20 protein-coding genes are annotated in these 25852 nt (G+C 70.9%); 11 read left to right on the top strand and 9 right to left on the bottom strand.

Features of this window, described 5'->3' with window-relative positions; all coding sequences use genetic code 11:
- Positions 1 to 237: 237 nt before the first annotated feature.
- From DN069_RS09500 to DN069_RS09485, 4 genes are all read left to right on the top strand, one after another.
- Positions 238 to 1800: a S53 family peptidase gene (locus DN069_RS09500; protein ID WP_165845446.1), complete on the top strand. Its 1563-nt coding sequence runs from the start codon at positions 238 to 240 to the stop codon at positions 1798 to 1800.
- A gap of 480 nt (positions 1801 to 2280) precedes the next feature.
- Complete coding sequence (locus DN069_RS09495) at positions 2281 to 2655, top strand: response regulator transcription factor (RefSeq protein ID WP_111500436.1); 375 nt, start codon at positions 2281 to 2283, stop codon at positions 2653 to 2655.
- The gene (locus tag DN069_RS09490) at positions 2652 to 3758 is read left to right on the top strand and encodes a HEAT repeat domain-containing protein (RefSeq protein WP_111500435.1); all 1107 of its coding nucleotides are present in this window, start codon (positions 2652 to 2654) and stop codon (positions 3756 to 3758) included. Before DN069_RS09495 ends, DN069_RS09490 begins: the two co-directional genes overlap by 4 nt.
- Positions 3755 to 5224: a glycosyltransferase family 2 protein gene (locus tag DN069_RS09485; protein WP_207892103.1), complete on the top strand. Its 1470-nt coding sequence runs from the start codon at positions 3755 to 3757 to the stop codon at positions 5222 to 5224. Before DN069_RS09490 ends, DN069_RS09485 begins: the two co-directional genes overlap by 4 nt.
- Positions 5225 to 5283: 59 nt before the next feature.
- Here DN069_RS09485 and DN069_RS09480 read toward each other — a convergent pair whose 3' ends face one another.
- Together DN069_RS09480 and DN069_RS09475 are read right to left on the bottom strand one after the other, a co-directional pair.
- On the bottom strand, positions 5284 to 9423 hold the full coding sequence (locus DN069_RS09480; RefSeq protein WP_165845445.1) for an amino acid adenylation domain-containing protein: 4140 nt from the start codon (positions 9421 to 9423) through the stop codon (positions 5284 to 5286).
- A 17-nt stretch (positions 9424 to 9440) separates the two neighbouring features.
- Positions 9441 to 12590: a putative bifunctional diguanylate cyclase/phosphodiesterase gene (locus tag DN069_RS09475; RefSeq protein WP_111500433.1), complete on the bottom strand. Its 3150-nt coding sequence runs from the start codon at positions 12588 to 12590 to the stop codon at positions 9441 to 9443.
- Between the two features lie 815 nt (positions 12591 to 13405).
- On the opposite strand from DN069_RS09475, the gene DN069_RS09470 reads away from it, so the two are divergent.
- The 3 genes from DN069_RS09470 to DN069_RS09460 all read left to right on the top strand — a co-directional run bounded on the left by DN069_RS09470 (position 13406) and on the right by DN069_RS09460 (position 16257).
- A complete protein-coding gene (locus DN069_RS09470; protein ID WP_165845444.1) occupies positions 13406 to 14275 on the top strand; it encodes a DUF11 domain-containing protein in 870 nt (289 codons plus the stop codon).
- 363 nt (positions 14276 to 14638) lie between these two features.
- The gene (locus DN069_RS09465) at positions 14639 to 15607 is read left to right on the top strand and encodes a phosphotransferase family protein (RefSeq protein ID WP_111500431.1); all 969 of its coding nucleotides are present in this window, start codon (positions 14639 to 14641) and stop codon (positions 15605 to 15607) included.
- Positions 15608 to 15705: 98 nt separating this feature from the next.
- Entirely contained in the window at positions 15706 to 16257 is a 552-nt protein-coding gene (locus tag DN069_RS09460) for a hypothetical protein (protein ID WP_133259866.1), read from the top strand.
- Positions 16258 to 16280: 23 nt separating this feature from the next.
- On the opposite strand, the gene DN069_RS09455 is transcribed toward DN069_RS09460, so the two are convergent.
- On the bottom strand, positions 16281 to 16793 hold the full coding sequence (locus DN069_RS09455; RefSeq protein WP_133259865.1) for a hypothetical protein: 513 nt from the start codon (positions 16791 to 16793) through the stop codon (positions 16281 to 16283).
- A 126-nt stretch (positions 16794 to 16919) separates the two neighbouring features.
- Complete coding sequence (locus DN069_RS09450) at positions 16920 to 19091, bottom strand: hypothetical protein (protein WP_133259864.1); 2172 nt, start codon at positions 19089 to 19091, stop codon at positions 16920 to 16922.
- Positions 19092 to 19321: 230 nt separating this feature from the next.
- Here DN069_RS09450 and DN069_RS09445 point away from each other — a divergent pair, with 230 nt between their 5' ends.
- The gene (locus tag DN069_RS09445; protein ID WP_165845443.1) at positions 19322 to 20164 is read left to right on the top strand and encodes an SAM-dependent methyltransferase; all 843 of its coding nucleotides are present in this window, start codon (positions 19322 to 19324) and stop codon (positions 20162 to 20164) included.
- Here the strand turns inward: DN069_RS09445 and pqqB are convergent.
- Genes pqqB through pqqA form a run of 5 tightly spaced genes read right to left on the bottom strand, consistent with a single transcriptional unit; the run spans position 20077 to position 23510 of the window.
- Positions 20077 to 21096, bottom strand: coding sequence for a pyrroloquinoline quinone biosynthesis protein PqqB (gene pqqB, locus DN069_RS09440; RefSeq protein ID WP_111500426.1), 1020 nt, complete (start codon positions 21094 to 21096; stop codon positions 20077 to 20079). The two genes, DN069_RS09445 and pqqB, sit on opposite strands and share 88 nt — an antisense overlap.
- A gap of 15 nt (positions 21097 to 21111) precedes the next feature.
- Positions 21112 to 22254, bottom strand: coding sequence for a pyrroloquinoline quinone biosynthesis protein PqqE (gene pqqE, locus DN069_RS09435; protein ID WP_111500581.1), 1143 nt, complete (start codon positions 22252 to 22254; stop codon positions 21112 to 21114).
- Positions 22247 to 22510, bottom strand: coding sequence for a pyrroloquinoline quinone biosynthesis peptide chaperone PqqD (gene pqqD / locus DN069_RS09430; RefSeq protein WP_111500580.1), 264 nt, complete (start codon positions 22508 to 22510; stop codon positions 22247 to 22249). The genes pqqE and pqqD overlap by 8 nt, the downstream gene beginning before the upstream one ends.
- A 20-nt stretch (positions 22511 to 22530) precedes the next feature.
- Positions 22531 to 23268, bottom strand: a complete 738-nt coding sequence (gene pqqC / locus DN069_RS09425) for a pyrroloquinoline-quinone synthase PqqC (RefSeq protein ID WP_243639035.1) — start codon at positions 23266 to 23268, stop codon at positions 22531 to 22533.
- 56 nt (positions 23269 to 23324) lie between these two features.
- Positions 23325 to 23510, bottom strand: a complete 186-nt coding sequence (gene pqqA, locus DN069_RS09420; protein ID WP_165845442.1) for a pyrroloquinoline quinone precursor peptide PqqA — start codon at positions 23508 to 23510, stop codon at positions 23325 to 23327.
- A 416-nt stretch (positions 23511 to 23926) separates the two neighbouring features.
- On the opposite strand from pqqA, the gene DN069_RS39960 reads away from it, so the two are divergent.
- From DN069_RS39960 to DN069_RS09400, 3 genes are all read left to right on the top strand, one after another.
- Complete coding sequence (locus DN069_RS39960; protein ID WP_165845441.1) at positions 23927 to 24361, top strand: RICIN domain-containing protein; 435 nt, start codon at positions 23927 to 23929, stop codon at positions 24359 to 24361.
- Positions 24362 to 24679: 318 nt separating this feature from the next.
- Positions 24680 to 25207: a P-loop NTPase family protein gene (locus DN069_RS09405; RefSeq protein WP_111500422.1), complete on the top strand. Its 528-nt coding sequence runs from the start codon at positions 24680 to 24682 to the stop codon at positions 25205 to 25207.
- A gap of 11 nt (positions 25208 to 25218) precedes the next feature.
- The gene (locus tag DN069_RS09400; protein WP_165845440.1) at positions 25219 to 25557 is read left to right on the top strand and encodes an NmrA family NAD(P)-binding protein; all 339 of its coding nucleotides are present in this window, start codon (positions 25219 to 25221) and stop codon (positions 25555 to 25557) included.
- Positions 25558 to 25852: the final 295 nt, after the last annotated feature.

Below are 25852 nucleotides of genomic sequence, written 5' to 3'. Positions count from 1 at the left end.
CCGTTTTGGGCCCTCAGGTTCAACTCCGCAAAAGCGCACCCGAACTGACTCGTCGGCTGGCCTTGTGTGCCCCGAGCGGACGCCTTCCGGTTGCGGGACGCCGTAGTTGGGGGCGGACTTGATTCCAGGCCACACGCGACCCATCCTTCGGCCCCGGTCGCGTGTGGCCCGCCCAGGCTCGGAACACCACATGGACCGGCGGTTCCACGCCGGGCGGATCCCGCTGGGAGGAACCCCGTGCGCCTGCGCCCCGTCGCGCGACTCAAGGCCGGTGCCTTCGCCGTTCTCGTGGCGCTGTCCGCCGTCCTGCCGGCGGCCCACGCCGCGGAGCTCACCGCGCCGCCCCGTGTCCTGCGGGACGACGTGCTTCCCGGAACCGGCCGAGCTCAGCATCTGGGGCACCTGCCTCACCGCGCCTACCTTCGGCTCGCCTTCACGCTGGCCGCACGGGACAGGGCGGACCTGGACACCTACGTCGCCGAGGTCGACGACCCCGACTCGCCCCGCTACCGGCAGTACCTGCGGGGAAGCCAGTTTGCCGCCCGCTACGGCCGCACGGTCGCCGAGATCGAGCGTCTGCGCGCCTACCTCGAGGGCAACGGCTTCCACATCGACGACGTCCACTCCGGCCGCCTCGTGGTGGACGCCTCCGCGAGCGCGGCCGATGTGGAGCGGACCCTCGGGATCCGTCTGGACACCTGGCGCGATCCCGCCTCCGGCCGTGTGTTCTACGGCAACGCCACGCCCCCGGAGCTCCCGGCGGACCCGGGGTATCTCGTCGCGGACATCGCCGGTCTGACCGATCGCGCCGTGCGCCGGCCGACTGTGAGCTTCGGCGGGGCCGACGGCCTGACGCCCGCTCAGCTCCGCGACGCCCAGGGCTCCGTGTCGAACACCCGGGGGGATCGCAGCGGGCCGCGACCACGGGTGGCCCTCGCGGAGTTCGCGGGCTTCCGCCCGCAGGACGTCGCCGCGTACGACCGCCGGTTCGCCCTGGCGTCGCCCGCGCCGGAACTGCGACTGGTCGACGGAGGGCCGGTCGACGGGGACGCCGGCCGTGCAGCGGTCGAGGCCGAGATCGAGACAGTCCAGGCGGTGGCACCGGACACCGCGACGGTGGTGTTCTCCGCCGAGAACAGCGCGGCGGGAGAGGTCGACGCCTGGCAGAGCGTTATCGACGCCGGCATCCCGGTGGCGATGACCGGATGGGGCGCCCCCGAGGAACAGCGGACGGGGAGTGGCATGCGGGCGATCGATCTGGTCCTGGAGGAGGGCGCGGCGGAAGGAGTCGGCTTCTACGCCCCGGCGGATCACGGTTCCGAAGCATCAGACGACTCCGGCGGCGGTGTGCTCTTCCCCGCATCGGACCCCCATGTGACAGCGGTGGGAGCCGCGGACGACGCCGCGACTGGCGGCACCGAGAGCGGGCGCGGTCGGTCCGCGGTCTTCGCGCAGCCCTGGTGGCAGGCGCGTTGGGTTGGAGTCGATCCCTATGGGCGGCGCGAGGTCCCGGACGTGACAGCGCGGGTCGTGCGGGGGCCGGTGGTCCACGCCGACGGCCGGTGGCGGACGGCGGGCGGAACCGGCGTCGCGACAGCGCTGTGGACCGCGCTGGCGGCGGGTTACGACCAGCGGGCCGCGTCTCTTCAGCAACCACGGCTGGGCTTCGCCCCGCCCACCCTCTACCGCTTCACCCTGGGCCGAGGTGCTGTGGCCGGCGTCCTCCAGGCAGGCGGGTGGGTCCCGTTCGACGGGGCGCGGGCGGCCGCGCCGTCCCGCCCGAATCGGTTGCACGGATGAGGAATTGGCCAGGGCTTGCGGTCGCCCTTACCAACTCGCCCGACTCGCCGCAGGTCCGAATGGCTGGTGTGGATCACTCGCCCGGGGGAGCGGCCGCACCCTGCGCGGCCGGCTGTCGTTGGGCCGGTCGTGACCGCTTCGGAGGGCTGGGCGCCCTTCACGTGCTCACGCGGCGACCGATGATCTCCACTGCCCCAACCTGGCAGCAGGGAGACGCCCCCGGTCGGCCGCCGCGCTGCACGGTCAACTCCGAAGCGGGATCGCCTGTCCATGGATGTGCCGGTCCGCGTGGCTCTTGCCCTGCCTCCGCATCAGAGCGGCCCGACCATGGACAGACGACGTCGCGGGCCTCATTCAGGTCTGGGGCCCGCGACGTTCACCCCCCGTCATCCTGGCCGGGCACCTGTCCTTTCCACCCGAACCGTGCCTGCGCCGGTGCGGAGCCGCTCGAGGACCGATCACGAGCGAAAGGAGGGGGCGATGGCAGCCGTCCTGGTGGCCGATGACGACATCGACATCCGCAATCTGGTGTCCTACAAACTCACCCACGCGGGCCACGACGTGATCGCCGCCGAGAACGGGCTGGCCGCCCTCAAGTCGGTCCGCGAACACCACGTGGACCTCGTGCTCCTCGACGTCAGGATGCCGGGGATGTCCGGCCTGGATGTCTGCCGCGAACTGCGGGCCGACGCGGCGACAAGAGCCCTGCCGGTGATCCTGCTGACCGCGCGTTCCCAGGAGGCCGACGTCGAGACGGGCTTCGCGGCAGGCGCCGACGACTACATCGTCAAGCCTTTCAGCCCTCGCGAGCTCATCAGCCGGGTCGAGGCCGTGCTCGCGAGGCTCGCCCGATGAGCTCCCTCGGACTGCTCGACGTGGCCGCGGGGGTGCTCGCCGTGGCGGGCGCGGTGCTGCTGGCCGTTCTGGTCGGTCTGCGCGTCCGGCGTCAGGTCCGGCAGGTCCGCGCGGAGCGGGCCGCCGAGCCCCACCGTGCCCGGTTGCTCGCGCTCCTGTGCGCCGAGGACGACGAGAGGGCCGGCATCCTCGACACGCTGGCCGAGTTGGACGACCACAGCTGGACCGCGCTGGAGCCGGTCGCCCAGGTCTTCCTCGGCAAGGTGACCGGTCAGGCGTCGAGCTCGCTCGTCGAGCTCTTCGAGCGGCGCGGACTCGCCGAACGGGCCATGTCGGACCTGGGGCGAGAGGGCCGGATCCGGCGCGCACGAGCCGCCGAGACCCTGGGCCAGTTGCGTCATCAGGCGGCGGTGGGGGCGTTGCTGCCGCTGCTGCGCGACGCGGACCCCGACCTGCGGGTGGTGGCGGCCAGGGCCCTGGGACGGATGGGGGACGCCTCCGCTGTGCCCGCCCTCCTCGGTGCGCTCCACGGGCGCTTCGCGGTTCCGCCGTCGGTGGTGGTGCTGGCGCTGACCGCTCTCGGTCCGGACAGCCAACCCCTGGTCGCGGAAGGCCTCGACGCCTCGCAGCCACTGGTGCGGGCCGTCGCCGTCGAGGTCCTGGGTGCCGTGGGCGCGACCGCCTGGGCGCCGAGGATCGCCCTCGCCCTGACCACCGACCCCCATCCCGAGGTACAGATCAGGGCAGCCCGCGCCCTCGGATCCCTCGGTGCGCCGCAGGCCCTGGAACCGCTGCTCGACGCCCTGGGCCCGGATCGGCCCGAGAGCCTGCGCGCCGTGGCGGCCGGCTCGCTGGGTCGCCTCGGCGACCCAGGTGTGGCCGGGCGGCTCGGGGAACTGCTCGGCGACCCGGTTCCGCGCGTGGCGGCCACCGCGGCCCGTTCCATGGCGCGGCTCGGCCAGGGGGGCGAGTGGGAGCTGCGCCGCGTTCTTGGGGGCATCCACGGCGATCGGGCCGCCAGACAGGCCGGCGCGGCGCTCGCCCAGGCCGCGATCAGCAAGGGCAGGGCACGCCCGGCCGGGGACCCGACGGTGGAGACGTGAGGGGCGCACTGTTCCCGGTGCCGGGGCACGAGGTCCTGATCCAGGTCATCCACGTCACCGACGCCGCCATCCTGGGCTACTTCCTCGCCATCAACACCGCCTACCTCGTCCTGGTCCTGATCGCCGCAGGCGACTTCGCGCGCCATCTGCGCCGAGCGCCGTTCGCGGGCTACGACGACATCGCGGCAAGCCCGTTCACCCTGCCCGTCTCGGTGATCGTGCCCGCGCACAACGAGGAGGCCGGCATCGTCTCCGCAGTGGAGGCGATGCTGCTGCTCCGCTACCCCAGCTTCGAAGTGATCGTCGTCGACGACGGCTCGACGGACGCCACCTTGGAACGGCTGACCGAGGCGTTCGACCTGACCGAGGTGCCGTACGTGGTCCCCGGCGAGGTGACCGCGCGAGGCGAGGTGGAGTCGGTCCACCTGCCGCGGGGCGGGGCCGTACCGCTGCTGGTCGCCCGCAAGCGCAACGGCGGCAAGGCGGACGCCCTCAACCTCGGAATCGACCTCGCCCGTTATCCGCTGCTCTGCATGGTCGACGCGGACTCGATCCTCGACCCGCAGGCGCTGCTCGCCATCGCCAAGCCCTTCGCCGACGACCCCCTGCACGTGGTGGCGGCGGGCGGGGTCGTCGGCGTCGCCAACGGCTGCACCGTGCTGGCAGGACGCATCGCGCAGGTCCGGATGCCGCAACGCCTGCTCGCCAGGATCCAGACGGTCGAGTACCTGCGCGCCTTCCTGCTCGGCCGGACGGGCTGGTCCCGCGTCGGCGGACTGCTGGTGATCGCGGGGGCCTTCGGGCTCTTCCGCCGGGACGCCGTGGTCGCGATCGGCGGCATGGACCCGGACTGTCTGGGCGAGGACGCGGAACTGGTCGTCCGACTCCACCGGCACCAGCGTGAGCACCACCGCGACTACCGGATCGTCTTCGTGGGCGAGCCGATCTCGTGGAGCGAGGCGCCGGAGACCCCGCTGATCCTCGGTCGGCAGCGTCGGCGCTGGCATCGCGGCCTCACCGAGATCCTGCTCAAACACCGGCGCCTGATCGGCAACCGCCGCTACGGCCGGGTCGGCATGCTGGCGCTCCCATTCTACGTGCTGTTCGAGCTGCTGGCCCCCGTGGTCGAACTCTCCGGCCTGGTCCTGGTGCCGCTCGGGCTCCTGCTGGGCGCCGTCGACCTGACGTTCCTGTGGCGCTTCCTGCTCGTCGCCTACGGCTACGCCATGGTCGTCAGCCTGGCCGCCCTCGTCGCCGAGGAGTACGCGTTCCACCGGTACCCCCGCTGGCGCGACCTGGGCGGCGCACTCGTGGGGGCGCTGGCCGAGAACATCGGCTACCGCCAGTTCACGGCTTGGTGGCGGGTCCGCGGCATGTGGGACGCCCTGCGCGGAGCCCCGCAGGTCTGGGGTGCCATGAGCCGGCGCGGCTTCACCGTGGACACGGGCGACGAGGATGCGCGGTGAGTGCCGGCCTCCGGTGGCGGGCGCACCTCCCGGTGGTGTGACGGCTCCCGCGCAGGCGGTCAGGAGATCGGCTCCGACACCAGCCGCGCGGCCTTCTCGACCCCGGCCGGCAGCGGCAGTTCCGGGCCGGTGCGGTCCCGCAACAGCGCGAGGTACCGGGCCCGGGGCAGCAGGACAGCACCCATCGCCCGCACATGCGGGCTGTCCCACTGGGCGTCCAGTACGGCCCCGCCGGCCTGCGCGAACCGCCGCGCCAGATCCGCCACCGCGACCTGAGCGGCGCCGACCTGACGGCCGAACATCGAGTCGAGGCTGAACACCCGGCCGAGCCGAACCCCGAACACGCCGCCGATCAGCTGCTCGCCGTCCCAGACTTCGACGCTGTGCGCCCGGCCGGCTTCATGCAGGCGCACCAGGCTGCGGACCAGGTCGTCGGTCAGCCACACCGGATCCCGCCCGTCGCGGCAGGACCGGACGACCGTTTCGAAGTCACGGTCCACGGTGGTCGTCCACTGCAGCCGGTTGCGCAGGCGCCGCGCGAGTCTGCGACTGAGGTGCACCTCGGCAGGGGGCAGGACCGGTCTCGGATCCGGCGACCACCAGGCGACCGCCCAGGGATCGCCGGTGCGGGGCCCGGCGAACGGGATCCTGCCGGCCGCCACACCCTCGGCGCAGCTTGCCTGTTGACGGGCACGGCTGGCGTCGTCGGTGACGGGGATCGGAAAGGCCCCCGCCCTGTAGGCCGCCATGAGCTGGTCGGGACCGAGTTCGCCACCGAACGCCACCGGCCCTTCCCGGGCGGCCTGGGACAGGTCGATCTCGGCCCAGCCGACGTGCTGCCGCCCGTGGACCGGACCGCGCGGCGGCTCGAGGTACCCCTCCGACTGGAGGAAGTCCACATAGCTGTCGAGCATGCGCAGGTCCACCGGCGGGATCTCGACCCCGCTGTCGAGCAGGGCCCGTTCGGCCTTGACCCGGGTGAACGCCGGGAAGACGTTCTGCAGGTACATCTCGCTGACGGTGAGATCGGCTCCGTTGCACCGGTCCACGAACAAGGGCACGAACGGCGTCATGGGATGTGTGGGATGGCCGGCCGCGAACTGGACCAGGTCGGCGACCCAGGTGGCGTAGGGGACCAGCTCGACCGGATAGCCCCGCAACCGCAGGCAGTCGGCAAGCGAACTCACCAGCGCCGGCCTCGGGTTGGTCAGGTGGTAGACGCCGCCACGGGCCGGGCGGGTCGTGGAGATGTGCCCGACGGCCTGCGCGAAGACGTCCGCCGGAAGGAAGTCGAGGGGGAGGTCGACGGCCGGGCAGCGACCGGTGTCGGCCATGAACCTGATCAGCGCGCAGATCTCGGTGGAGGTGTTGAGGACGCCGGTACTGGTCGACCCGGTGACGTCCTGGAGCCGGTACACGACCACCGGAACGCCTTCCCGGGCGGCTTGCTGCAGCATCGCCTCGGCCACCCACTTGGTCTCCACGTATCCGACCGACAGGTAGTCGGCGTAGTGCAGCGGCGTGTCCTCGCTGACCGTCCGGACGCCGGCCGGACCGAAGCCGGCGAAGACCGCCATGCTGGAGGTGTAGTGCAGGGGGACGGACCGCGGCGCGGCCAGGCGTACCATCTCGCGGACGGAGTCGACGTTGACGGCCCGCAGATCCTGGTACGGGTAGATGAAGTTGACCAGGCCGCCGAAGTGGTAGATGACGTCGACGGTGTCCCCGAGGCGGGTGAAGGTGCCTTGGGGGAGCCCGAACCGGGGACGGCTCAGGTCGCTTACGATCGGCAGGATTCGCTCGTCGCGCAGGTCGACGTCCAGGTCGTGCCGCAGGTACCGCTGGTGGGCGGCCCGGATGCGCTCCCACGCCTGCTCCGCGTCCGCCGCCCGGACCAGGCAGTGGACCCGTGCCCGGCTGTGCTCCAGCAGGTGGGCGAGCATGTGCGAGCCGCACAGGCCGGTGGCGCCGCTGAGCAGCACGTCGGCCGGCTGTTGCCAGATCGGCGGCCGAGCCTCGCTGCGGCTCCAACTGAGGAGCAGCTGGGATTCGGCGGCGAAGTCCGTCACGACGTGCTCGGCCTCGGCCAGGGTGCCCGCCCGGGCCTGCCGCGCGCATTCCGCGAAGGCGGAGAGAGTGGAGTGGTGGAGCAGGGACCGGGCCAGCTCGCGGGTCTGGTCGATGTCGATGCCGAACATGATCCTCGCGCGGGCCAGCATCTCCATCGCCAGCAGGGAGTTCCCACCGAGCTCGAAGAAGTCGTCCTCGGCCTCGATCTGCGGCACGTCCAGGATCCGCCCCCACAGCTCGGCCATCCCCGCGTGTACGGGGGTGGGCGGCAGCGCCGGTCGCCCCTGGACGGAGACCAGGACCGGTTCGGCGTGCGGCAGGGACTTGCGGTCGATCTTGCCGTTCGGGGTCAGCGGCAGCTGCGGCAGCGCGGTGAACACCGCCGGGACCATGTAGCCGGGCAGGACGTCCGCCAACGCCGAGCGCAGCCGCTCGGGCGAGGGGTCCAGTTGCGCCGAGGGGCCTCCTGCGAGCGTGTAGAAGGCCGCCAACTCCGTGTCACCGCCCTGGCGGGCGGGGCGTACCGTCACCACCGCCTGGACCACGCCCGGCTGGGAGCGCAGCACGCTCTCGATCTCCGCCGGGTCGATCCTGAACCCGCGGATCTTGACCTGGTCGTCGACCCGGCCGAGGATCTCCAGGTTTCCGTCCGCACGCCAACGCCCGGTGTCGCCCGTGCGGTACATCCGCGCTCCCGGAATGCCGGCGTAGGGGTCCGGCAGGAACTGCAGGGCGGTCAGGTCGGGCCGGTCCCAGATGCCTTCGGCCAGGTGGGACCCGCCGACGTAGACCTCACCGCGCTCGCCGGGCGCCACGGGGCGCAGCTGCGGATCGAGGACATGGACCTGCGAGCCCCGAAGCGCGCGGCCCACCGGCGCGGGCGCACCGCCCGGCGCGGTGAGGACCTGCTCGGTGAGGTCGCCCGCCGTCGAGGTGATGGTCGTCTCGGTCAGGCCGTACGCGTTCACCAGCCTGGTGCCGGGGAAATGCCGGAGCCAGGCCTCGCAGTCCTTCGCATGCACGATCTCGCCGCCCAGGATGACCAGGCGCACCGAGGTGAGCCGCTCCTGGCCCGGGCCCAGCAGATCGAGCAGTCGACGCCAGTACGCGGGGGTGAGGTCGATGACCGTGACGCCGTGTTCGGGGACGCCCCGCAGAAGTTCGGTGGGCGCCCACACCTGTTCGCCGGTCAGCACCACGGCGGCTCCCGCGGTGAGCGGTGCGAAGATCTGCTCGAGTGAGGTGTCGAAGCCGAGCGCGGCCAGGTGGAGCACCCGGTCTCCCGCGCCCAGGCCGTAGTAGTCCGCCGCCGCCGACAGGGAGCCGGCCAGGGCCCGGTGGGTGACCGCGATCCCTTTCGGCGGTCCGGTCGACCCGGAGGTGTAGATGACGTAGGCCAGACCGTCAGGATCGGGGTCGTGCGACGGCCGGTCCGAGGGGTCCCCGACATCCGCCGGATCGGCGAGCAGATCCTCCACGGCGACGACCGAGGGCAAGCCCTCGGCCCCGGGGTCGGACCGTTCCGCGGCATCCGCGGACAGCGCCGCGAACAGCGGGGCGTGCCGGCGGTTCGTCAGGACATGTGTGGCGCGGACGTCGGTGGCGAGCCGGGTCAGCCGCTGCGGGGGCGCGGCGGGGTCGAGCGGGAGGAAGGCGGAGCCGGCCCGCTGCACCGCGAGGAGCGAGACGACCAGATCGGGCGTCCGGTCCAGGCACACCGCCACCACCGCGTCCGGCCGAACGCCGCGGGCGCGCAGTCGGTCGGCGAGACGGTCGGCGCGCTCGTCCAGCTCCCGGTAGTCGAGTTCGGCGTCCTCGCACAGCACGGCGGGTGCCTGCGGGCAGGACCGCGCGAGTGCCCGGATCGTCGCGGACACCGTCGCAGCGTTGCCGGGCCGGGCCGGCGCGCGGGCCCCGTCCTCGTCGGCGACCCGACGGCCGAGCGGCGACCTGGCCTGCTCCCCGCGGAGGGCGGCGGCGCAGTCGGCGGCTGACGGGGCGTCCTCGCCGACCTGCTGCCAGCCTTCCGGCAGGGGCAGGTGCGCCGGCCACACGGCGCGGTGCGTTCCGTCGTCGCGCAGCAGGACATGCGCCTCGCGGCGGTCATCGAAGGGCTGCTCTTCCGTCACCTTGGGACCTCCAGGTGTCACAACGTGCCGTGTGTCGGGATCCCGGACGACTCGGCCAGCAGGAGTGACTGTGCCGACTCGGAGTCCAGTGGCCGGGAGAACAGGAAGCCCTGACCGAGCGGGCAGCCCATCGAGATCAGCAGGTCCCGCTGCGTGGTGTTCTCCACGCCCTCGGCGATCACCTTCATGCCGAGGGTGTCGGCCAGATGCGTGATCCCCTCGACCAGGGCGTACTGCTGGGGTGAGTGGCCGAGCTCGTCGATGAAGGACTTGTCGATCTTGAGGATCGAGATCGGGAACTCGCGCAGGTAGCTCAGCGACGAGTAGCCCGTTCCGAAGTCGTCGATCGCGATCCGGATGCCCAGCTCGGTCAGGGCCCGCATCTCCTTGAGGACGCGGTCGTCCCGCCGCAGCAGCAGACCCTCCGTCAGCTCCAGCACCAGGCTGGACGGGTCGATGCCGCTGCGGTCCAAGGACCACTGCATCACCTCGAAGAAGCTGCGATCCCGGAACTGCCGCGGCGAGACGTTCACGCTCACGTACGGCAGTTTGGCGCCGAGGGCAACGCCGGGCGGCCCCGGGTTCCGCTCGGTGAGCATCGCGTGCCACGCGACGGCCTCCTTGGACGCCTGCACGAGCACCCAGCTGCCCAGGGGCACGATCTGCCCGCTCTCCTCCGCGAGCGGGATGAACTGCTCCGGCATCACCATGCCCCGGGTGGAGTGCGGCCAGCGAAGCAGCGCCTCGAACCCGGCGACCCGCCCCGAGCCGAGTTCCACGATGGCCTGGTAGACGACCTTGAACGACTCGATCTCCGCCCGGTCCAGGCTCTCCTGCAGTGCGTGCCGCTCCACCATGCCGCTCTGCAGGGCGGGGTGGTAGCGGCGCCACTGGCGCTTGCCGGCCGTCTTCGCCTCGTACAGCGCGAGATCCGCGTGGGCCAGCAGCTCCACCGCGTCGAAGCTGTCCTCCGTGGTCGCGATGCCTACGCTCGCATAGACACTCACCATCCCCACGCTGAGCCGGAAGGGCTCCGCGAAGACCTCGAGGACGTGGTCCGCGAAGGTCTCCACGTCCTCGGGGGTCATCGGGTCCTCGACGAGCAGGGCGAACTCGTCCCCGCCGATCCGCGCGGCCGTGTCGGAGGCACGGACGGTGGTCGACAGACGCAGCGACAGAGCGACCAGGAGCTCGTCGCCGACCGCGTGACCTTGTACGTCGTTAACAACCTTGAAGTCGTCCACGTCGACGAAGAGAACGCCGACCACCCTCCCGGCGCGCTGGCTCTGCGTCAGCGCGTGGGAGATGCGCTCCTCGAACAGCACCCGGTTCGCCAGACCGGTCAGCGGGTCGTGGAAGGCCCGGTGGGTCAGCTCCCGCTCGAGCTTGCGTTGCTCGGTCACATCGCGCAGGGTCAGCACCAGCCCGCCCACGGTCGGGTCCTCCCGCAGATCGCTGCAGCGGACCTCGACCTCGATCGTGGTCTGGTCGGCCCGCAGCATGCGCCAGTGCACCCGGCGACCCTGGAACTCCGGCTCCCGCATCTGATCCAGAGCGCGGACCACCGCGCGGCTCTCCTGCGGCGGGACCAGGTCGGTCAGGCGGCTCCCGGCCAGCGTGGGCGAGCCCAGCACCTGGTCGGCCGACGGGCTCGCGTACCGGATCCGGTCGTCGTCGAGGATGAGGACGACGTCCGACGCGTTCTGCACCAGGGTCCTGAAGTACGCCTCGCTGTTGCGCTTGCTGACCTCGTGGCTGAGCAGGATGCGTTGCAGGGCCTGCGCGGCCTGGGTGGTGAGGGTCACCAGACTGTCGTGGAGCACCAGCAGTTCCCGCTCGTCCCCGACCACGACCAGCGCACCGATGACGGGATCCTCCGCATCCGCCTCAGGCAAGGCGATCGGGCAGACCAGCGCGCTTCGCCGACGCGGCACTTGGGCCACGAGCGGCTCCGGCAGACGGTCGGAGGCCAACTGGCGTGGACGGCCGTCTCCGACCAGCGCGCACAATGCCGGGCCCGCCAGAGGTGCCGACTGCTCGAATTCGACGCGTGTCGCCCTGGACAGCCAGACGCCGGCCTCATCCCTGGCCGTGAACACGGCCTCCTGGCCGGAACCGCTGAGCAGGGCGATCGTGGCGGCGTGGACGGCCGTGGCGACATCGGAAGGCGACGTCGCCTGACCGAGCTCCGCCACCGCGACCCGCAGCACCTGCTCGCGGGTCACCGACTGGCGGTGTGTGGCCGCCACCCCGGAGAGCCGGTAGAGCACGAGGAAGAACAGGACGGCGGAGAAGGCTCCGATCACGCCGGCGTTCCTGGTGTCGCCGCGGGCGGCGGCCAGCAGCAGCATGCCGGGCGCGATCAAAGAGGCGAGGGTGAGCAGACCCAGTCGCCCCCGGCCAGTCTCCGGCTTCACCGCGACGGGCTGCGTCAGCGTCACCATCGACGGGTGCAGGGCGGCTGCGCCCCAGGCGGTGTAGAAGACGGCCCAGCCCAGATCGACCACGGTGCCGGTCCGCCACGTGCCGTACAGCTGGATCAGCGCGTAAGCGATGTCGGAGGCGAGCAGGCCCAGGGTACCTACGGTGAGCAGCACCACGGAGACGCTCTTGCCGCCGCGCGGAGCCAGCAGACGCAGCAGCACCGCCAGTACCAGGATGTCCCCCAGTGGATAGGCGATGGTGATGGCCTTCTGGAGCCACGTCAGTCCGGCGGTGTGCGCGTAGGGAACGATCACATAGATCCAGCAGAGCAGGGCCAGGCCGACGGTCAGCGTCAGCGCGTCGACGAAGCTGGCGCGGTCCCGCCGGGCCGAACGCCACCGGACGAAGCCGAGCAGCCCTGCCGCGTACAGGACGTAGGTGGCCAGGTAGAAGGCGTCCGCCGTCGAGGGGAACGGGTTCTCGTGCAGGAACTGGATGAGCACGATCTGGGCGAACTCCCCGGCCGCGAAGCTGAGATTCGCGGCGGCGAGAAGCAGCCACGGCAAGCGGCCGGCCGGCCGGTTGACGGCGACGCCCAACAGAATGGCGGACACGCCGCTCAGGCCGATGGCCACGAATATCAGCCGCTGGCTGGAGAACGCGTAGTAGAGGCAGATGAGGAGAGCCGCCCACAGGCCGAAGCCGGTCAGCAGATAAGGATGTGATCGCCGTTGAGATCTCACGACCGCACCTCCCCGGCCCCTTCGGCAGGCCAGAGGCCGACGAGAACGTCGCGGCGTGGCGGGGGCCGGCGCAGCCGCATGCAGACGGGTACGCGACTTCCGTAACCTGTCCCAAGCCTCCTTCGCGGTCCACAGATCGGCCCGTCACCACGCTATACCCGCCGCCTTTGACCTGCACTTGCTGACATCGCCACGGGGCGGAGCGGTTCTGACCAGGGATCAATCAACTGGGGAGTCGTGAGCACGCGGTGGCCGTATTCGCCGAGCGCCGTCGCCCGGATGCCGACCTGGATTTCGCGCTCCGGTAGGTCGGTGGAACCGGCGGCCGCCCTTCTTGCGGCGTCCGCGCGAACCGGTGAGTGAGGAGTGCTCCCCAGGCTCCCGCACGGGTCCCGCGGCGCACCCGCGAATCCCGAGTCGCGTCCGACCGGCCGGGTTCCAACTCACGTGCGGCAAAAGGACAAAGATGCTGTGTCGCGTTCGGCTTCCAGAAGCGCCGGCCAGGATGCCACCGCGCTTGGCGAGGTGGCTCCCGCACGTCGTCGAAAGGCCCCTGTTCGGTGGCCGAGTCGGCGCCCCGCGACGACCGCTTATGCCGGAGGGACGAGCCGCCCACGCGGCGCCTCGGTCAGGACGACCGGATGCGCGGCGGGAAAACCGGCGGTGATCACCATATGCTCGCTCGCAACGGAGCGTAGCTAACTGATTGCGTAGAGCGACGAGCCTGCGCGGCTGTGCTCGGAGAAGAAGGAGGGATTTGCATGCGCAGTTCGTGCATAGCGGCAGTGGTGGCAGCGGGCGTTGGAGTCCTCGGAATGAGCGCGCCGGCCTCGGCGCTGGGCCAGGGGCCCGGCCTCGGAGCCTCGGAGGGAGTCAACGTCGCCCTCTCGCCCGGCCATGAGCGGCCGCTCGCGCACGTCCTCGGCGCGGTCGAGAAGTCTCAGCCGCGACCCACTCGCGCAGGACGTCCGGCCGGCCGGGCCAAGCCGGCCCCGAAGCAGCCCGTGATCCCCGGGCTGGGCCTGTCCATCGCCAAGTCCCACATCGGGCCGTTCAAGCAGGGCCAGCACAACGCCACCTACATGATCACGGTGGGCAACTCCGGCCTGGACGCCACCGGGGGCTTCCTGGTCACCGACTACCTGCCTGCGTCGATGACCGCCACCTCGATGAGCGGTGTCGGCTGGGACTGCCAGCTGGCCACGCTGACGTGCGAGCGGGGCGGGTCCCTGGACTCGGCCACCGAGTTCCCGACGATCTACCTGACCGTGAACGTGGCGGACGACGCGCCGGAGTTCGTCACCAACACGGCCGCGCTGTCCTTCGACTTCGGTGAGGGCCTCGTGCCCGTCGCTTCGGCGTCGGACCCGACCCGGATCCTCTCCGGCGACGAGGACCCGGGCTCCGGCAAGGGTGGAGTCAACATCAAGATCGACAACCGCAACAACAGCCACAACGACAACAACAGCACCGCGCTGAACCTGAACCACACCTCGGCGCACGCCACTGCTCACCAGGGCCAGCACCAGGGCCAGGGTCAGGGCCAGGGTCAGGGCCAGCACCAGGGCCAGGGCCAGCACGAAGGCCAACTCCAGGCCCAGGCGACGAAGGTCGGAACCAAGGTGGACACCAAGTTCCACATCCACAAGACCGTCATCGTCAAGTCCCGGCACCGGCACTGCTAGTGCCGGCGCGCGGGTGACACCCGACGTGGCATGAGACCCAGGCCCCGCATCCCGGACGGATGCGGGGCCTGGCACGTCCGGGCCTTGACGTGACGACAGTCCTGTCGGCCTGACGGATGGCGCTCTACGCTCGGCGGTGGGAAGCCGTGCGCCCAAGGCCGCTGCGGCAGCGGCCGACCATCTCATATGTGTGCGATGTGTGGAGACCCGCCTTTCCGGCTTCGGGCGCCGCCGCAGCCTCACTGAGCAGGAGGTCTATACCTTTCTCCGTCGAAGCAGACCGCATGCAGATCCCCAATTGTGAAGAATTTGTCGAGGCTTGGGCTCTAAGATCTCCAACATCCCAATGGCTGGAGGGGACTGGTGGCCGACGAGAACGTCGTCAACAACCTGGCGGACGCCGACGCGGGAACCGACTGGTTCCTGCTTCCCGCCAAGGTCCGTGCGGAGGTGGAGTCACTGGCGGGAGCCCCGGTCGTCGAGGTCCACACACTTGCCGGCGCACGCTTCGCGGGCCTCGCCGCCCGCCTGCGTTTCGCCACCGGCGCCCGGCTGTTCCTCAAGGGCATCCCCACTGAGCACGTCCTGTACCAGCGCTACCGGCAGGAGAGTGCGATCAACCAACTGCTGGTGCCCGCCGGGGTGCCGGTTCCACGACTGCGCCACGCATGGCGGACGTCCGGCTGGTGGCTGATGGCCTTCGAGGGCATCGCCGGAGCTCGGCACCCGGACCTCACCCCTGGCTCTCCCGACCTCGCCCGCGCCCTCGGACTCCTGGACCGCCTCACCGCCGCGGTCACGCCGGCACCGGTCCCGGAAGCGCCCGGCTTCATCACGGTCTTGGGCGAGGAATTCCGCGGATGGCGGCAGTTCGCGGAGACGGCTGCCGCCCTCGATCCCTGGGCCACGCGCAACCTCGACCGGCTTGCCGCCACTGAGCGCTTCTGGCTGCCCTACGCGGACGGCACCATCCTGCTCCATGCCGACCTGGGGCCGGACACCATGCTCCTCGGCCAGAGCGGGACCGACGTCGTCGTCGACTGGGCCTATCTGCACCGGGGCGCCGCGTGGATCGATCCGGCGTTGTTCCTGCCCCACCTCATCCAGGCCGGGCACACCCCCGAAGAGGCCGAGGCGCTCATGAGTAGCAACGTCGCCGCCTGGGCAGACGCTCCCCCCGAGGCCATCACCTTCTTCGCCATCGCCCTCACCGGCTACTGGGAGAACTCCTGGCGGCTCCCGGCTCCATCCCGGGCCCCACGCCTGCGCCCCTACCAGCGGCAGATGGCCGAGATCGGGCGTGCCTGGCTCCGGCACCGCACCGGTTGGTGAGGCTGTGCACGTCGACCGCACTGGCCGTTCAGTGAGCGGCCTGGGGAACTTCCTGCAAACCCGGGCGTGTGGCGCGCACCGCCCCCACACTGGAGCGCATGACCGACTCCCTGGCGCTGCAACTCGCACCCCGGGTGGGGGCCACCCGTGCGGCCGCGGCCGGTCGCGTGGTGCCGCTGCTGCGTGCCTCGCTGTATCCGGCCTCGTGTCGGGATAGTGACCTCAAGGACTACGCGGCCGGACGGATCCTCGCGGAGGTCCTGTACCGGGATGCCGACGCGGGGACGTTCGACGGCATCGCTCACCTGACGGCCGGAGTGGTGCTCGTGCTGAGCTGGCTGGTCCCGGCGCTGGCGTCCCAGACGGATGCCGGCGACCCCCGGGAGCTGGCTCGTCAACTGGCGGCGCAGTGCGGCTCCGGGAGGAACGGTGCACACGTCGCCAAAGTGCTGGATCACCTTCTGGACGGCACCTTCGGTGCGCAGGTCCTGGAGAAGCTGCTGGCGGATGACCAGGAGGCGCTGTTCGAGGTGGTCTTGAGGCTCGGCGAGGTCACCGCGTGGCAGGCATGGGCGCTCGCGGCCGCCGGCGACATGGATCTGGAGGCGATCTGGGTGCAGATCGAGCAGGGGTTGCGCGATCACCCGTGATCGGGGCTGCCCGCCAGGTTCAGTCAACGGGAGTATGTGATGGTGAAGTCGGAGTTGTTGGTGCCGGTGACCCCGGTGACCGTCACGGTTCCGTGGACTCCGGCAAAGCGACCGGTGCCGTTGGTGATCGGGAAGGTCATCGCCCCGTTGGCCGAGAGGTCCTGGGTCGAGCCGTCGGAGATCAGCATCGCCGTGCCCAACTCGATCTCGGCGGAGCAGGTGCCGGTGGTCGGGGCCTCTGTGATCAGGCAGTACAGGTGGTCGGTGCCCACCGCCTGGGCCGAGTGGCTGGTGTGGTCGCCGTCGTAATCGGTGTCGGTGCCCACCAGGTAGCTGCCCGGCGCCGGTGAGGCACTCGGATCGGCCACAGCACTCCCGTTCGGCTGGTACACCCCACTCGACTGCTGGACGCCGTACAGGTGCACGACGGTGGTACCCCCGGACGCGCTGACGCGGGGCGGCACCGCGGAGCTGGATGCCGAACTCGACGCGGCTGAGCCGCTGGAGGACGAGCAGCCGGTGGTGATGCCTGTCATCCCGGCCGCAAGGGTTGCGGTGATCGCGGCACAACGGAGTCGGAGGGAACGGCCGGTCATCTGTGCTCCATGCTGGCAAGGGGGACGGCCCCCTCGGGGGAACCCGAGGACGCGCCGGTGTGGATGTCAGGGTGTGCTGACCGCGGTGAAGGCGTCGTGGAGTGCCGCTGCCGCGGGTTTGGTGCGCTCGGTGTACTGGACGGTCTGCCAGTCGGACCAGCGGAGGGCGCCGGCCTGCTGTGCGGTGGGGGCGTCGTCGGTGACGGTGAGGCTGATGTCCGAGACGGTGCGGCTGGTGGCCTGGTTCATGCCCCGGGGGACGAGTGCCTGGTGTGAGGAGGGGTCGCTGATCCCGGCCATGGCCCAGGGGATGCGCAGATCGAGCTCGGCGCCGGTCAGGTGCCACAGGGCGAGGCTGTCGTAGTTCGGGGCGTCAGGTGCCCAGTCTCCATAGCGGAGCAGGCCGACGTTGTCGAACTGCATGCGGGTGCTCACGTGCGTCAGCGGCAGGGTCCAGGGCCGGTCGGTGACGAGTTCGAGGGGGCGCCAGCCGTCCTGCGCCGCGGGGCGGGCGTCGTCCGGGATGGGTGCGTAGTCGACCTGGTCGGGGTCGAGTTCGTCGCGTACCCAGGTCTGGCCGGTGTGATGGAGCGGGTCGAGGACGACCGCGTAGGCGGCGTGCCGGTCGGTGGAGCCGGGGGGTGGTGTGGTGGCGCGGGTGGGGACGGTGTCCAGACCGAGCGTGATGCCTGTGCTGGGCGGGCGGGCGAAGGTGACGGCGAGGTGGATGAAGGACGCGTCCAGGGTGGCGGTGACCTGTTGGACGGTCGTCGCGCCGGGGTTCCGGTAGATGGTCTGGGGAGGGCCGAAGGGGACCGGGTCGGTGGCGAGGACGCCGAAGTACTGCTCGTTGGTGAAGGTGTCGTGCCACAGTTGCAGCCGGTCCAGTGGGATCTGGTGGAGCTGGGTGTTCCAGGTCTTCTTGTACCACTCGTCGGTCCACTCGAAGACGAACGCTCCCGCCATGCCGAGTTGGCGCATCATGAGCAGCAACTGCGCGTCGGTCCGCATGGAGTCCTGCTCGCTGTGCTCGCCCTGCGTCCGGCCGAGTGGCGCGTTGTGGGCCGACCCCAGTGACGACGGCACGCCGAACTCGGTGATCATCACGGGCATCACGCCTTTGAAGTGCGCGAGCAGGTCGTGCAGGTAGCCGGCGTAGGGGTCCACGCGCCCGGCCCGGAGGTAGGTCTGCAGGCTCGGCTGGTACTGCAGGAAGTCCGGGTAGTACGGGTAGACGTGGAAGCTCGCGAAGGTGCCCCCGGGCCAGTTGCGGGTCGGGAGCACGTGGGAGGCGTCCACACCGACCATGTCCTCCTGCGGGTTGGGTTCGTTGAGGTGGCGCAGCGGGTCGGTGGTGGGCCAGTTGGCGAAGGCCAGTGGTGCGGTCCATCCCTCGGCCGCTTCGGCTGAGGCGGTGTCGTCCATGCGGGCGGCGATCCAGCGTTCGGTCGGTGTGGCGTCCGGAGTGCTGGCGAAATAGCGCCCGTGGACGGCGGGCGCGTGGGGATTGGCCCGGTCGGTGGCGGCAGTGGCGTAGGGGTCCCACTCGACGCCGATGACCCAGCCGGCCGTCCATCGTGACAGATCGGCGGTCCAGGTCCCGCTCGCGAACCCGGGCCGTGGCGGGCGGATCAGCTTCCCGCTGACGGCTGAGACGGCGTCACGCAGCTCCTGACGGAACGTCTCCGTGGCCTGCGGATCGTAGAGGTTCTGCTTCTGGAGGTAGACGTCGTTGGGCAGGTAGACGCCCTGGACCAGGTAGATCGGGTCGGTGGGGTGGGCGGTGTCGTAGCCCCGCAGTGCGCGATAGAAGTCGGGAGGGTGGATGGTGTAGATCCGCACGGCGTGGATCCCGAGCCGGCCCATCTGGTCGAACCATCTGGTGTAGTCGGCGACGGTGATGGCGAGTTCGCCGGGTTGGTGCCCCGGGATGGTGGCACCGAGGTCGACGCCGGGCAGGAACCGGACGGTTCCGGCTGTGGTGAACAGTGCGTAGCCGGACGCGTCGGCGGTCGCGATCGCGTGCAGTCCCCTGATCTCCCGGACGGCCGGTGCCCTGGAGGGCCCGGGGGCGGTGTGCGTCCATTGCGTGATCGCCACGCCGATGCCTGTGGCCGCGGCGAGCAGAATCAATGCGGCGACGAGCGGCACCAGGCGCCTGCGGGGTCCGTGCGGCAGCCGACCCTGCGGCCGCCGGCGGGGCGATTCGCCGGGCTCGCTCTGGTCGATTCCGGTCATATGACACAGAGTAGAACGAACAACGCATAACGTAGTTCGCCGACGAGGAGGTGGTTCGGCCACGCGCGCGGGTCTGGTCCGGAAGCAGCCGCGCGCGAACGGTTTCGAGGTTCGGCATCGAGGGTCAGTCGGCTTGGTCGGCGGGCCGCGTGGCTCCGGGTGTCGGCGCTCAGTGAATTTGGGCGGATACGGCTGTCGGGTTGGCGGCCGGACGTGAAAGGAGGGTGCGTGTGAGCCAGGGGCCTGGTCCGGTTCCGTCGGCAGTCGACCCGACCCAGCCGTGTATCGCCCGGGTCTACGACTGCATCCTCGGCGGGACCGTGAACTTTGAGGCGGACCGGCAGGCCGCTCGTCGGCTCGCGGAGGCGATGCCCGATCTGCCGAACGTGGTGCGGGTGAACCGCGCCTTCGCTGTTCGCGCGGTCCGCCTCCTGGCCGCGGCGGGGATCCGCCAGTTCCTCGACCTCGGGTCGGGGCTGGCGACCAGAGGCGCAGCCCACGAGGTGACCCGTGAGGCGGGTGTCGAGGACGCGCGCGTCCTGTACGTCGATCACGACCCCGTCGTGGTCGCGCACAACCAACTCCTGCTTCCCGAGGGGACCTGCGCCGCGCTGCGGGCCGATCTGCGCGACACCGCCGGCGTGCTGGGTTCGCCCCAGGCGCGGCGCTTGTTCGATCCGGACCGACCGACCGCGGTGCTGATGATCGCTGTGTTGCACGGCATCCCCCACGCGGGCCGGCCGGCCGACGTCGTCGCGCGCTACTGCGACGCTCTCACGCCAGGCAGTTGCCTGGCTCTCAGCCACGCCGAGGACACCCAACGGCTGGCCGGCACATTCCAGGCGGCGCGGGTCCACTCGCAGGACATCGCACCGATCCATCTGCGCACCCGCAGCGAGATCGCGGCCTTCTTCAACGGCTGGGAACTGGTGGAGCCGGGACTGGTGCCGACCCGCGACTGGCGTGCCGACCTGGCCGGAGCGCGTTACGGGCCTGCGCGTCTGAGTGGTCTGGCAGGTGTGGGGTGCAAGCCCTGGGGGGTGCCGGCTGCGGGGGCGGCTTCGGTGAAGTGAGGTGGTTCGGTGGGTCGGCCGGGGTCGTGGAGTGGCTGGTGTGCTGGCCGGGGCAGGGTCAGTTCTGTCCCGTCTGGGAGGAGTTGGACTCCGGCCGCAGTGACCGACCGGTGGGCGGGGGAGTCGGGGTCGAGCAGGGGGTTGGTGTTGTTGAGGTGGGTGTAGATCCGGCGTACTCGCGGGTGGCGGGTCAGCGCTGCGAGGCTGCCACCCGGGCCGGTGATCGGCAGGTGACCCATGGTTCGCTGCGCGGTGGCGCCGGGTGCGACTGGTGCGAGTTCGTCGGCGGAGTGGAACGTGCCGTCGAGCAGGGCGCAGTCCACGCTTGCCACCAGTGCGTCCAGTGCTGGGCTCCAGGTGTCGAAGCACGGCGCGTAGAGCAGTGTGCCTCCGTCGGGGCGGGCTTCGATGCGGTAGGCGCAGACCCAGCTGGCGTATTCAGTAGGGGAGTTGACGAATTTCGGGGCTTTGCGGCCGATCGGGTGCAGCGTGACCGTCAGTCCTCCGGCGAGTTCGTAGGGGGTGTCCGGTGTCAGCGCGGTCCAGTGCCAGGGCGTATAGGAATCGATGACCTCCCGTAGCGGCAGGGCTTCGAGGACGGTGGCTCCGGCGAGGACTTCGAGTGGCGGGCCGCCGCGCAGGAGGGGGAGGCCGAGGATGTGGTCGGCCTCCGCATCGGTGAGCAGCACGCCGCGCAGGGGTGTGTCGCGCGTGCCGGGGCCAGGTGCGAGGGCGGGGGTGGCCAGGAGTTGGGCGCAGAGGTCGGGTGAGGTGTTGAGCAGCCACCAGGAGCGTGCGTCGCCGCTGACGGCGACGCAGTCCCCGGTCCGGGCCGGCAGGCGTCCCTGCCTCGCCGCGGCGCAGAGGGCGCAGGCACAGTTCCACTGGGGGAAGCCTCCTCCGGCGGCGGTCCCGAGCACGATCACCTTCACGCGGCGGTCCCCATGTCAGCGTCCTTCCGACGCGGTTCGCGCGTCGGCCACTGGCGGCGTCCGCATGACGTGGTCCGCCTGAGGGAGTCCGCCTGCCTGGGCCAGCGCGGAGTCGATCAGGGCGCGGTCGGGGGAGAGGCGACAGACGGGGTCGGTGCGGGCCGCGTCGCCGGTGAGGTGGAAGGCCTGGCAGCGGCAGCCGCCGAAGTCCTCGTGCCGGCTGGGGCAGGACCGGCACGGGTCGGACATCCAGCCGGTGCCGCGGAACGCGTTGAACGCCTCGGAGTCGTACCAGATCTCGGCGAGCGGACGGCGCAGCGCGTTCTCCACCGGCAGAGAGCGGATCACCGAGGCGCCGGGGCAGGGCAGCACGTCCCCGGACGGGGTCACGGTGAGTTGCCGTCGCGCCCAGCCGTCCATGCACGGCTTGGGGCGGCCGGCGTAGTAGTCGGAGACGACGTGAACGATGTGCGGTCCGCGGCCGGCCGCAGCGTGCCGGGTGCGTGCCTGTTCGACGGCCACGAGCGACGCGTCGAGCTGGTCCCGGGTGGGGAGCAGCGTGGAGCGGTTGAGCAGACCCCATCCGTAGAACTGGGCGTTGGCCAGCTCGACGCGGTCCGCGCCCAGGGCGACGGCGAGGTCGATGATGCGTGCGGTCCGACCGATGTTGCCGCGGTGCAGGACGATGTTGACGGTCAGCGGCAGCCCGGCGCCGGTGATCGCCTTCGCTGCGGCCAGCTTGCACTGGTGTGCGCGGGCTCCCGCGACGTAGTCGGCGGGGCCGGCGTCCGCGTCCTGGAGGGAGAGCTGGACGTGGTCGACACCGCGATCGGCGAGGAGCAACGCTCGTTCGCGGGTCAGCCCGACGCCGCTGGTGACCAGGTTGACGTAGGCGCCCGAGCTGCGGGCGTGGAAAGCCAGCTCGGGCAGGTCGGCGCGGGCCAGAGGCTCACCACCGGAGAGGTGCAGCTGCACGACGCCGATCGCGTGGGCCTGGGAGATCACGTCCTTCCACTGGGCCGTGGTCAGTTCGTCGGCCCGCGGGGTGAGTTGAATTGGGTTGGCACAGTAAGGGCAGTGCAATGGACAGCGGTGGGTGAGTTCGGCCAGCAGCCCGAAGGGAGCCGCAACCTCCCAGGGCCGGTCTGCCTCAGCCATGCGCGACCGCACGGTGCTGTTCGAGCCTGGCGAGCAGGTCGATGACATCCTGCCTGTTGACGTGCTCGTAGCGGTCCTTCAGCGCTGCCGTGATCTCGTCGAGGCCGCGGCTCCCGTCGCACAGTGCCAGCACGGCCGCGGCGGTGGTGTTCAGCACCAGGACCTTCTCCGGGAGCAGGAGGAGGTCGGCAGCACGGGCGGCGTCATGGGTGAACCGGACGCCTGGTCCAAGCCGTGGGGCCGGAGCTGGTCCCACGGCGGCCGTCGGGCCGGTCGTCACGGCTTCGCCTGTGCGGCGGTGTACCGGTAGTCGACGGCGTCCAGCACGGCCTGCAGGACCTGGCACTTGAACGACAGCGCGGCCACGCAGGCGTCCTGCTGGGCGCGCGTGGTGGCGTGGCGGACCACCAGGTCCAGCGTTCCCGCGCCCTCGGCCTCCACGACGTCCAGGCGGGCGGTGAAGTAGGCAAGGCCCTGATCGGCGATCCACGGGTAGTGCTCGCGCAGTCGCCGCAGCCGGTGGCGCAACAGGCCGGGCGAGAACAGCTCCGTCAGGCCGGACGCGACCGACTCCAGCCACGGCTGACGGCGCGCGAAGGAGATGTAGGCGTCCACGGCGAAGCGCACGCCCGGCAGGACGTGCTCCTCGGACAGCACTGCTGCCCGGCTCAGCCCCACCGCTTCGGCCAGCCGCAGCCACATCTCGGTGCCACCCGATCCCGCGTCGGCGCCGTCGTGGTAGACGATCCGCGGCAGCCACTGGCGGCGGACCTCCGCCAGTGGGCAGTTGGCGAGGATGGCGGCGTCCTTCTGTGGAATGGACCGCTGGTAGTACCAGCGGTTCGCCACCCAGAGGCGCAACCCGTCCTCGTCGAGCAGGCCCTGGTGCAGCCGCGTGTGGAAGGGGTGGGCGTCCCAGTAGCGGGGCTCCAGTGCGGACAGCGCGGCGCGGAACTCGGCGCCCGTGAGCGGGGGCGCCGCAACGGCGGGCGCTTCGGTCCTGAGCAGGCGCACGACTCCTCCGGGACGACGATGAGTTGAAGGATGCTCATAGAGGTTTCCGGGACGGCTCAGTCGCGCCCCGCGTAAGCGGTGACCTCCATGGCCGTGTCGACGGACTGGAAATCGGGCCGGTCCCACGCGGCCCGAACCGACGCGGGCTGGACGGCCTGCTGCTCGGGCGTTTGTGAGCCGGTCTCGGGCTCGGGCTGCGGCGGTGTGGCGGTCTTCTCGGTCTTCTCGGACTTGCGGACCACAGGGACCACTCCTTGCATGGCGGTCGGCGCTCGGGGCGCGGCGGGTGCCCACCGTGACACTGCGCGGGGGCTTGCCCTGAAAGTGCTTCCGCGTGCGCGGGGGCAGACCACAGACTGGCTCCAAGACCCACCCGAACGGCCCACGGCGCTCTGGTCGCTCGGCGTCGACCTTGTCGCTGCGCTCGTCGATGGAAGGCCGAAGCGCGGTGGGGAGGTTCATCGAGTGCCGGGCGTTCGACACGCGACAGGCGGGCGGCGTGCGTTACTTCTGGATCCGCCATTGGTTCGATGAGCGACGATCCGTCGTCCTGGAGGCTCTGGCACGAACGGGTCCTCCTTGTCATGGCCCTTTGAAGGGATGCCGTATGAGCCGAACGTCGTGGATGAAGCGGTGCCGCGCCGCTGTCGTCGCCTCCGTGGCCCTCGCCTTGTTCACCGGTACCGCCACGGCGGCGCACGCCGACGAGCGGGGGCGGATGGTCAATCTTTTGACCGGACGCTGCCTGGAAGCGGACCGCTACGGAGGCGCTGTCCGTACGGGAGGCTGCGGGATGGGATTCGACAGCCTCCGCCAGCTGTGGGAGGTGCGCGCCACCCACAGGAACGCGGCAGTGGAACGAATCTTCTCGTCGGACGGCGGCTGCCTGGAGAGCGAGGGCTATCGCACCGTAGCCGTCGTGCGCTCGTGCCTGAGTGACAACTCGCTGTGGACGCAGCGCGCGAACGGCAAGCTCATGAACGCGGCCACCGGCCGGTGCCTCACGACCGAGCGTTTCGGCTACGTGTTCCTCTCCGACTGCGGCGACGGCCCCGTCGGGAGGCAGGCCTGGCGACTCGCCGGAGCGAGGTGAGCCGACCTCCGGCCCGCGGCGCCGTTGTGTGACTCGGTTGGCGAGCCGGCCCGGGACGTCAGCTCGTCGTAGCCGATCGGTTTTCGGGTAGCGGGGCCGGCTTCCGGGCTGGCGGATGCTGCGCCGATGCCAGACAGGCCATGGCCCGGGTGAGCCACTCGGTGTAGTCGGCGCGGCGCCAGGTGCCGCCGTGGTTGCTCTTCAGGAGCATCTCGGAGGCGAACAGCAGCCCGGCGGGCCGGCGCGCCCGGTTTGTGATCGGTCGAGGCGAGGTGAGGCGGGTCACCTGGTGACGGTCTGGGTCGTTACGGTGGGCACGTGACGGTAGGCGAGCCAACCACCCGACTCGTGATCCTGCGCGGCAACTCGGCCTCGGGGAAGTCGTCGGTGGCGGAGGGGATCCGGCGGCGTTTCGGCCGGGGTGTGGCGCTGGTCCAGCAGGACGTTCTTCGTCGGCAGGTGCTGCGGGAGCCTGACATCCCGGGCTGTCACGCGATCGGTTTGATCGACACGGTGGCGCGCTACTCACTCGACCACGGGTTTCACGTGGTCGTCGAAGGAATCCTGAACAGCGACCGGTACGGAGCGATGCTCGAGGCCTTGCGGCGTGATCACTGTGGGCTGACCCGCATGTACTACTTGGACGTCCCGTTCGAGGAGACCCTGGTACGCCACGCGGGCAAACCCGAGTCCGCCGAGTTCGGGGCGTCCGAGATGCGTGCGTGGTATCGCGAGCTCGACCTTCTCCCGGGTGCGGTCGAGACGGTGGTGCCGAGCACGAGTTCGTTGCAGGCAACCGTCGACCTGGTGCTCCGGGACAGCGGCCTGGCGGGGAACGGCGACTGACCCGTGCTGTGGTGGCCGACCTCCCTGTCCGCGCCGACATCCCGCTCTCACTGATCTCGACGCGCGACATCGGCGTGTTCGCGGCACTCGCCTTCGACCGCCCCGAGCAGCTCCTCGGCTGTGCCGTCCCGCTGGCCGGCGACTTCCTGACCCTGCCTCAGATCGCGGAGGTCTTTGGCCGCCACACACGACTTTCCGCGCGCAACCACCACGTGCCGCTGGAAGAGGTGTGGGCCTTCGACCGGCATGTCGCGGGTTTGTCCTGCATCCCGGGCTGGGGGTGCTGGTTGTGGGCAGACTGGCGTGGGGGGTGTTGCTCGTTCGAGTCGCGCTCGACCGGTTCGGGGTAGTGATGTTGTTTCCGTCGCGGGTGTGTGTGCGCGCGTGTGCGTGTGGGCCGGCTTGCAGCGAGCTGGTTTCGATGACTGGGCCGCGTGGTGCGGTGTGTTGGAAGGGGTTTGTGATGGGTGCGTCTGGCGTGGGTGGCGTGGGTGGCGTGGAGTCGGGTGTGGTGTTGGACGGTGAAGTGGTTGAGGGTTTGCGGGGGCGGGTTTTGGGGCGGGTGGTGGTTGCGGGGGATGTGGGGTTTGAGGGGGAGCTTGCGGGGGCGCAGTTGGCGGTGTCGCATCGGCCGGTGCTTGTGGG

Source organism: Streptacidiphilus pinicola, from assembly GCF_003258295.1.
In the GTDB taxonomy this organism is placed as follows: domain Bacteria; phylum Actinomycetota; class Actinomycetes; order Streptomycetales; family Streptomycetaceae; genus Streptacidiphilus; species Streptacidiphilus pinicola.
The sequence above is the reverse complement of the archived record's forward strand: the minus strand, read 5'-3'. Positions and strand labels throughout refer to the sequence as shown.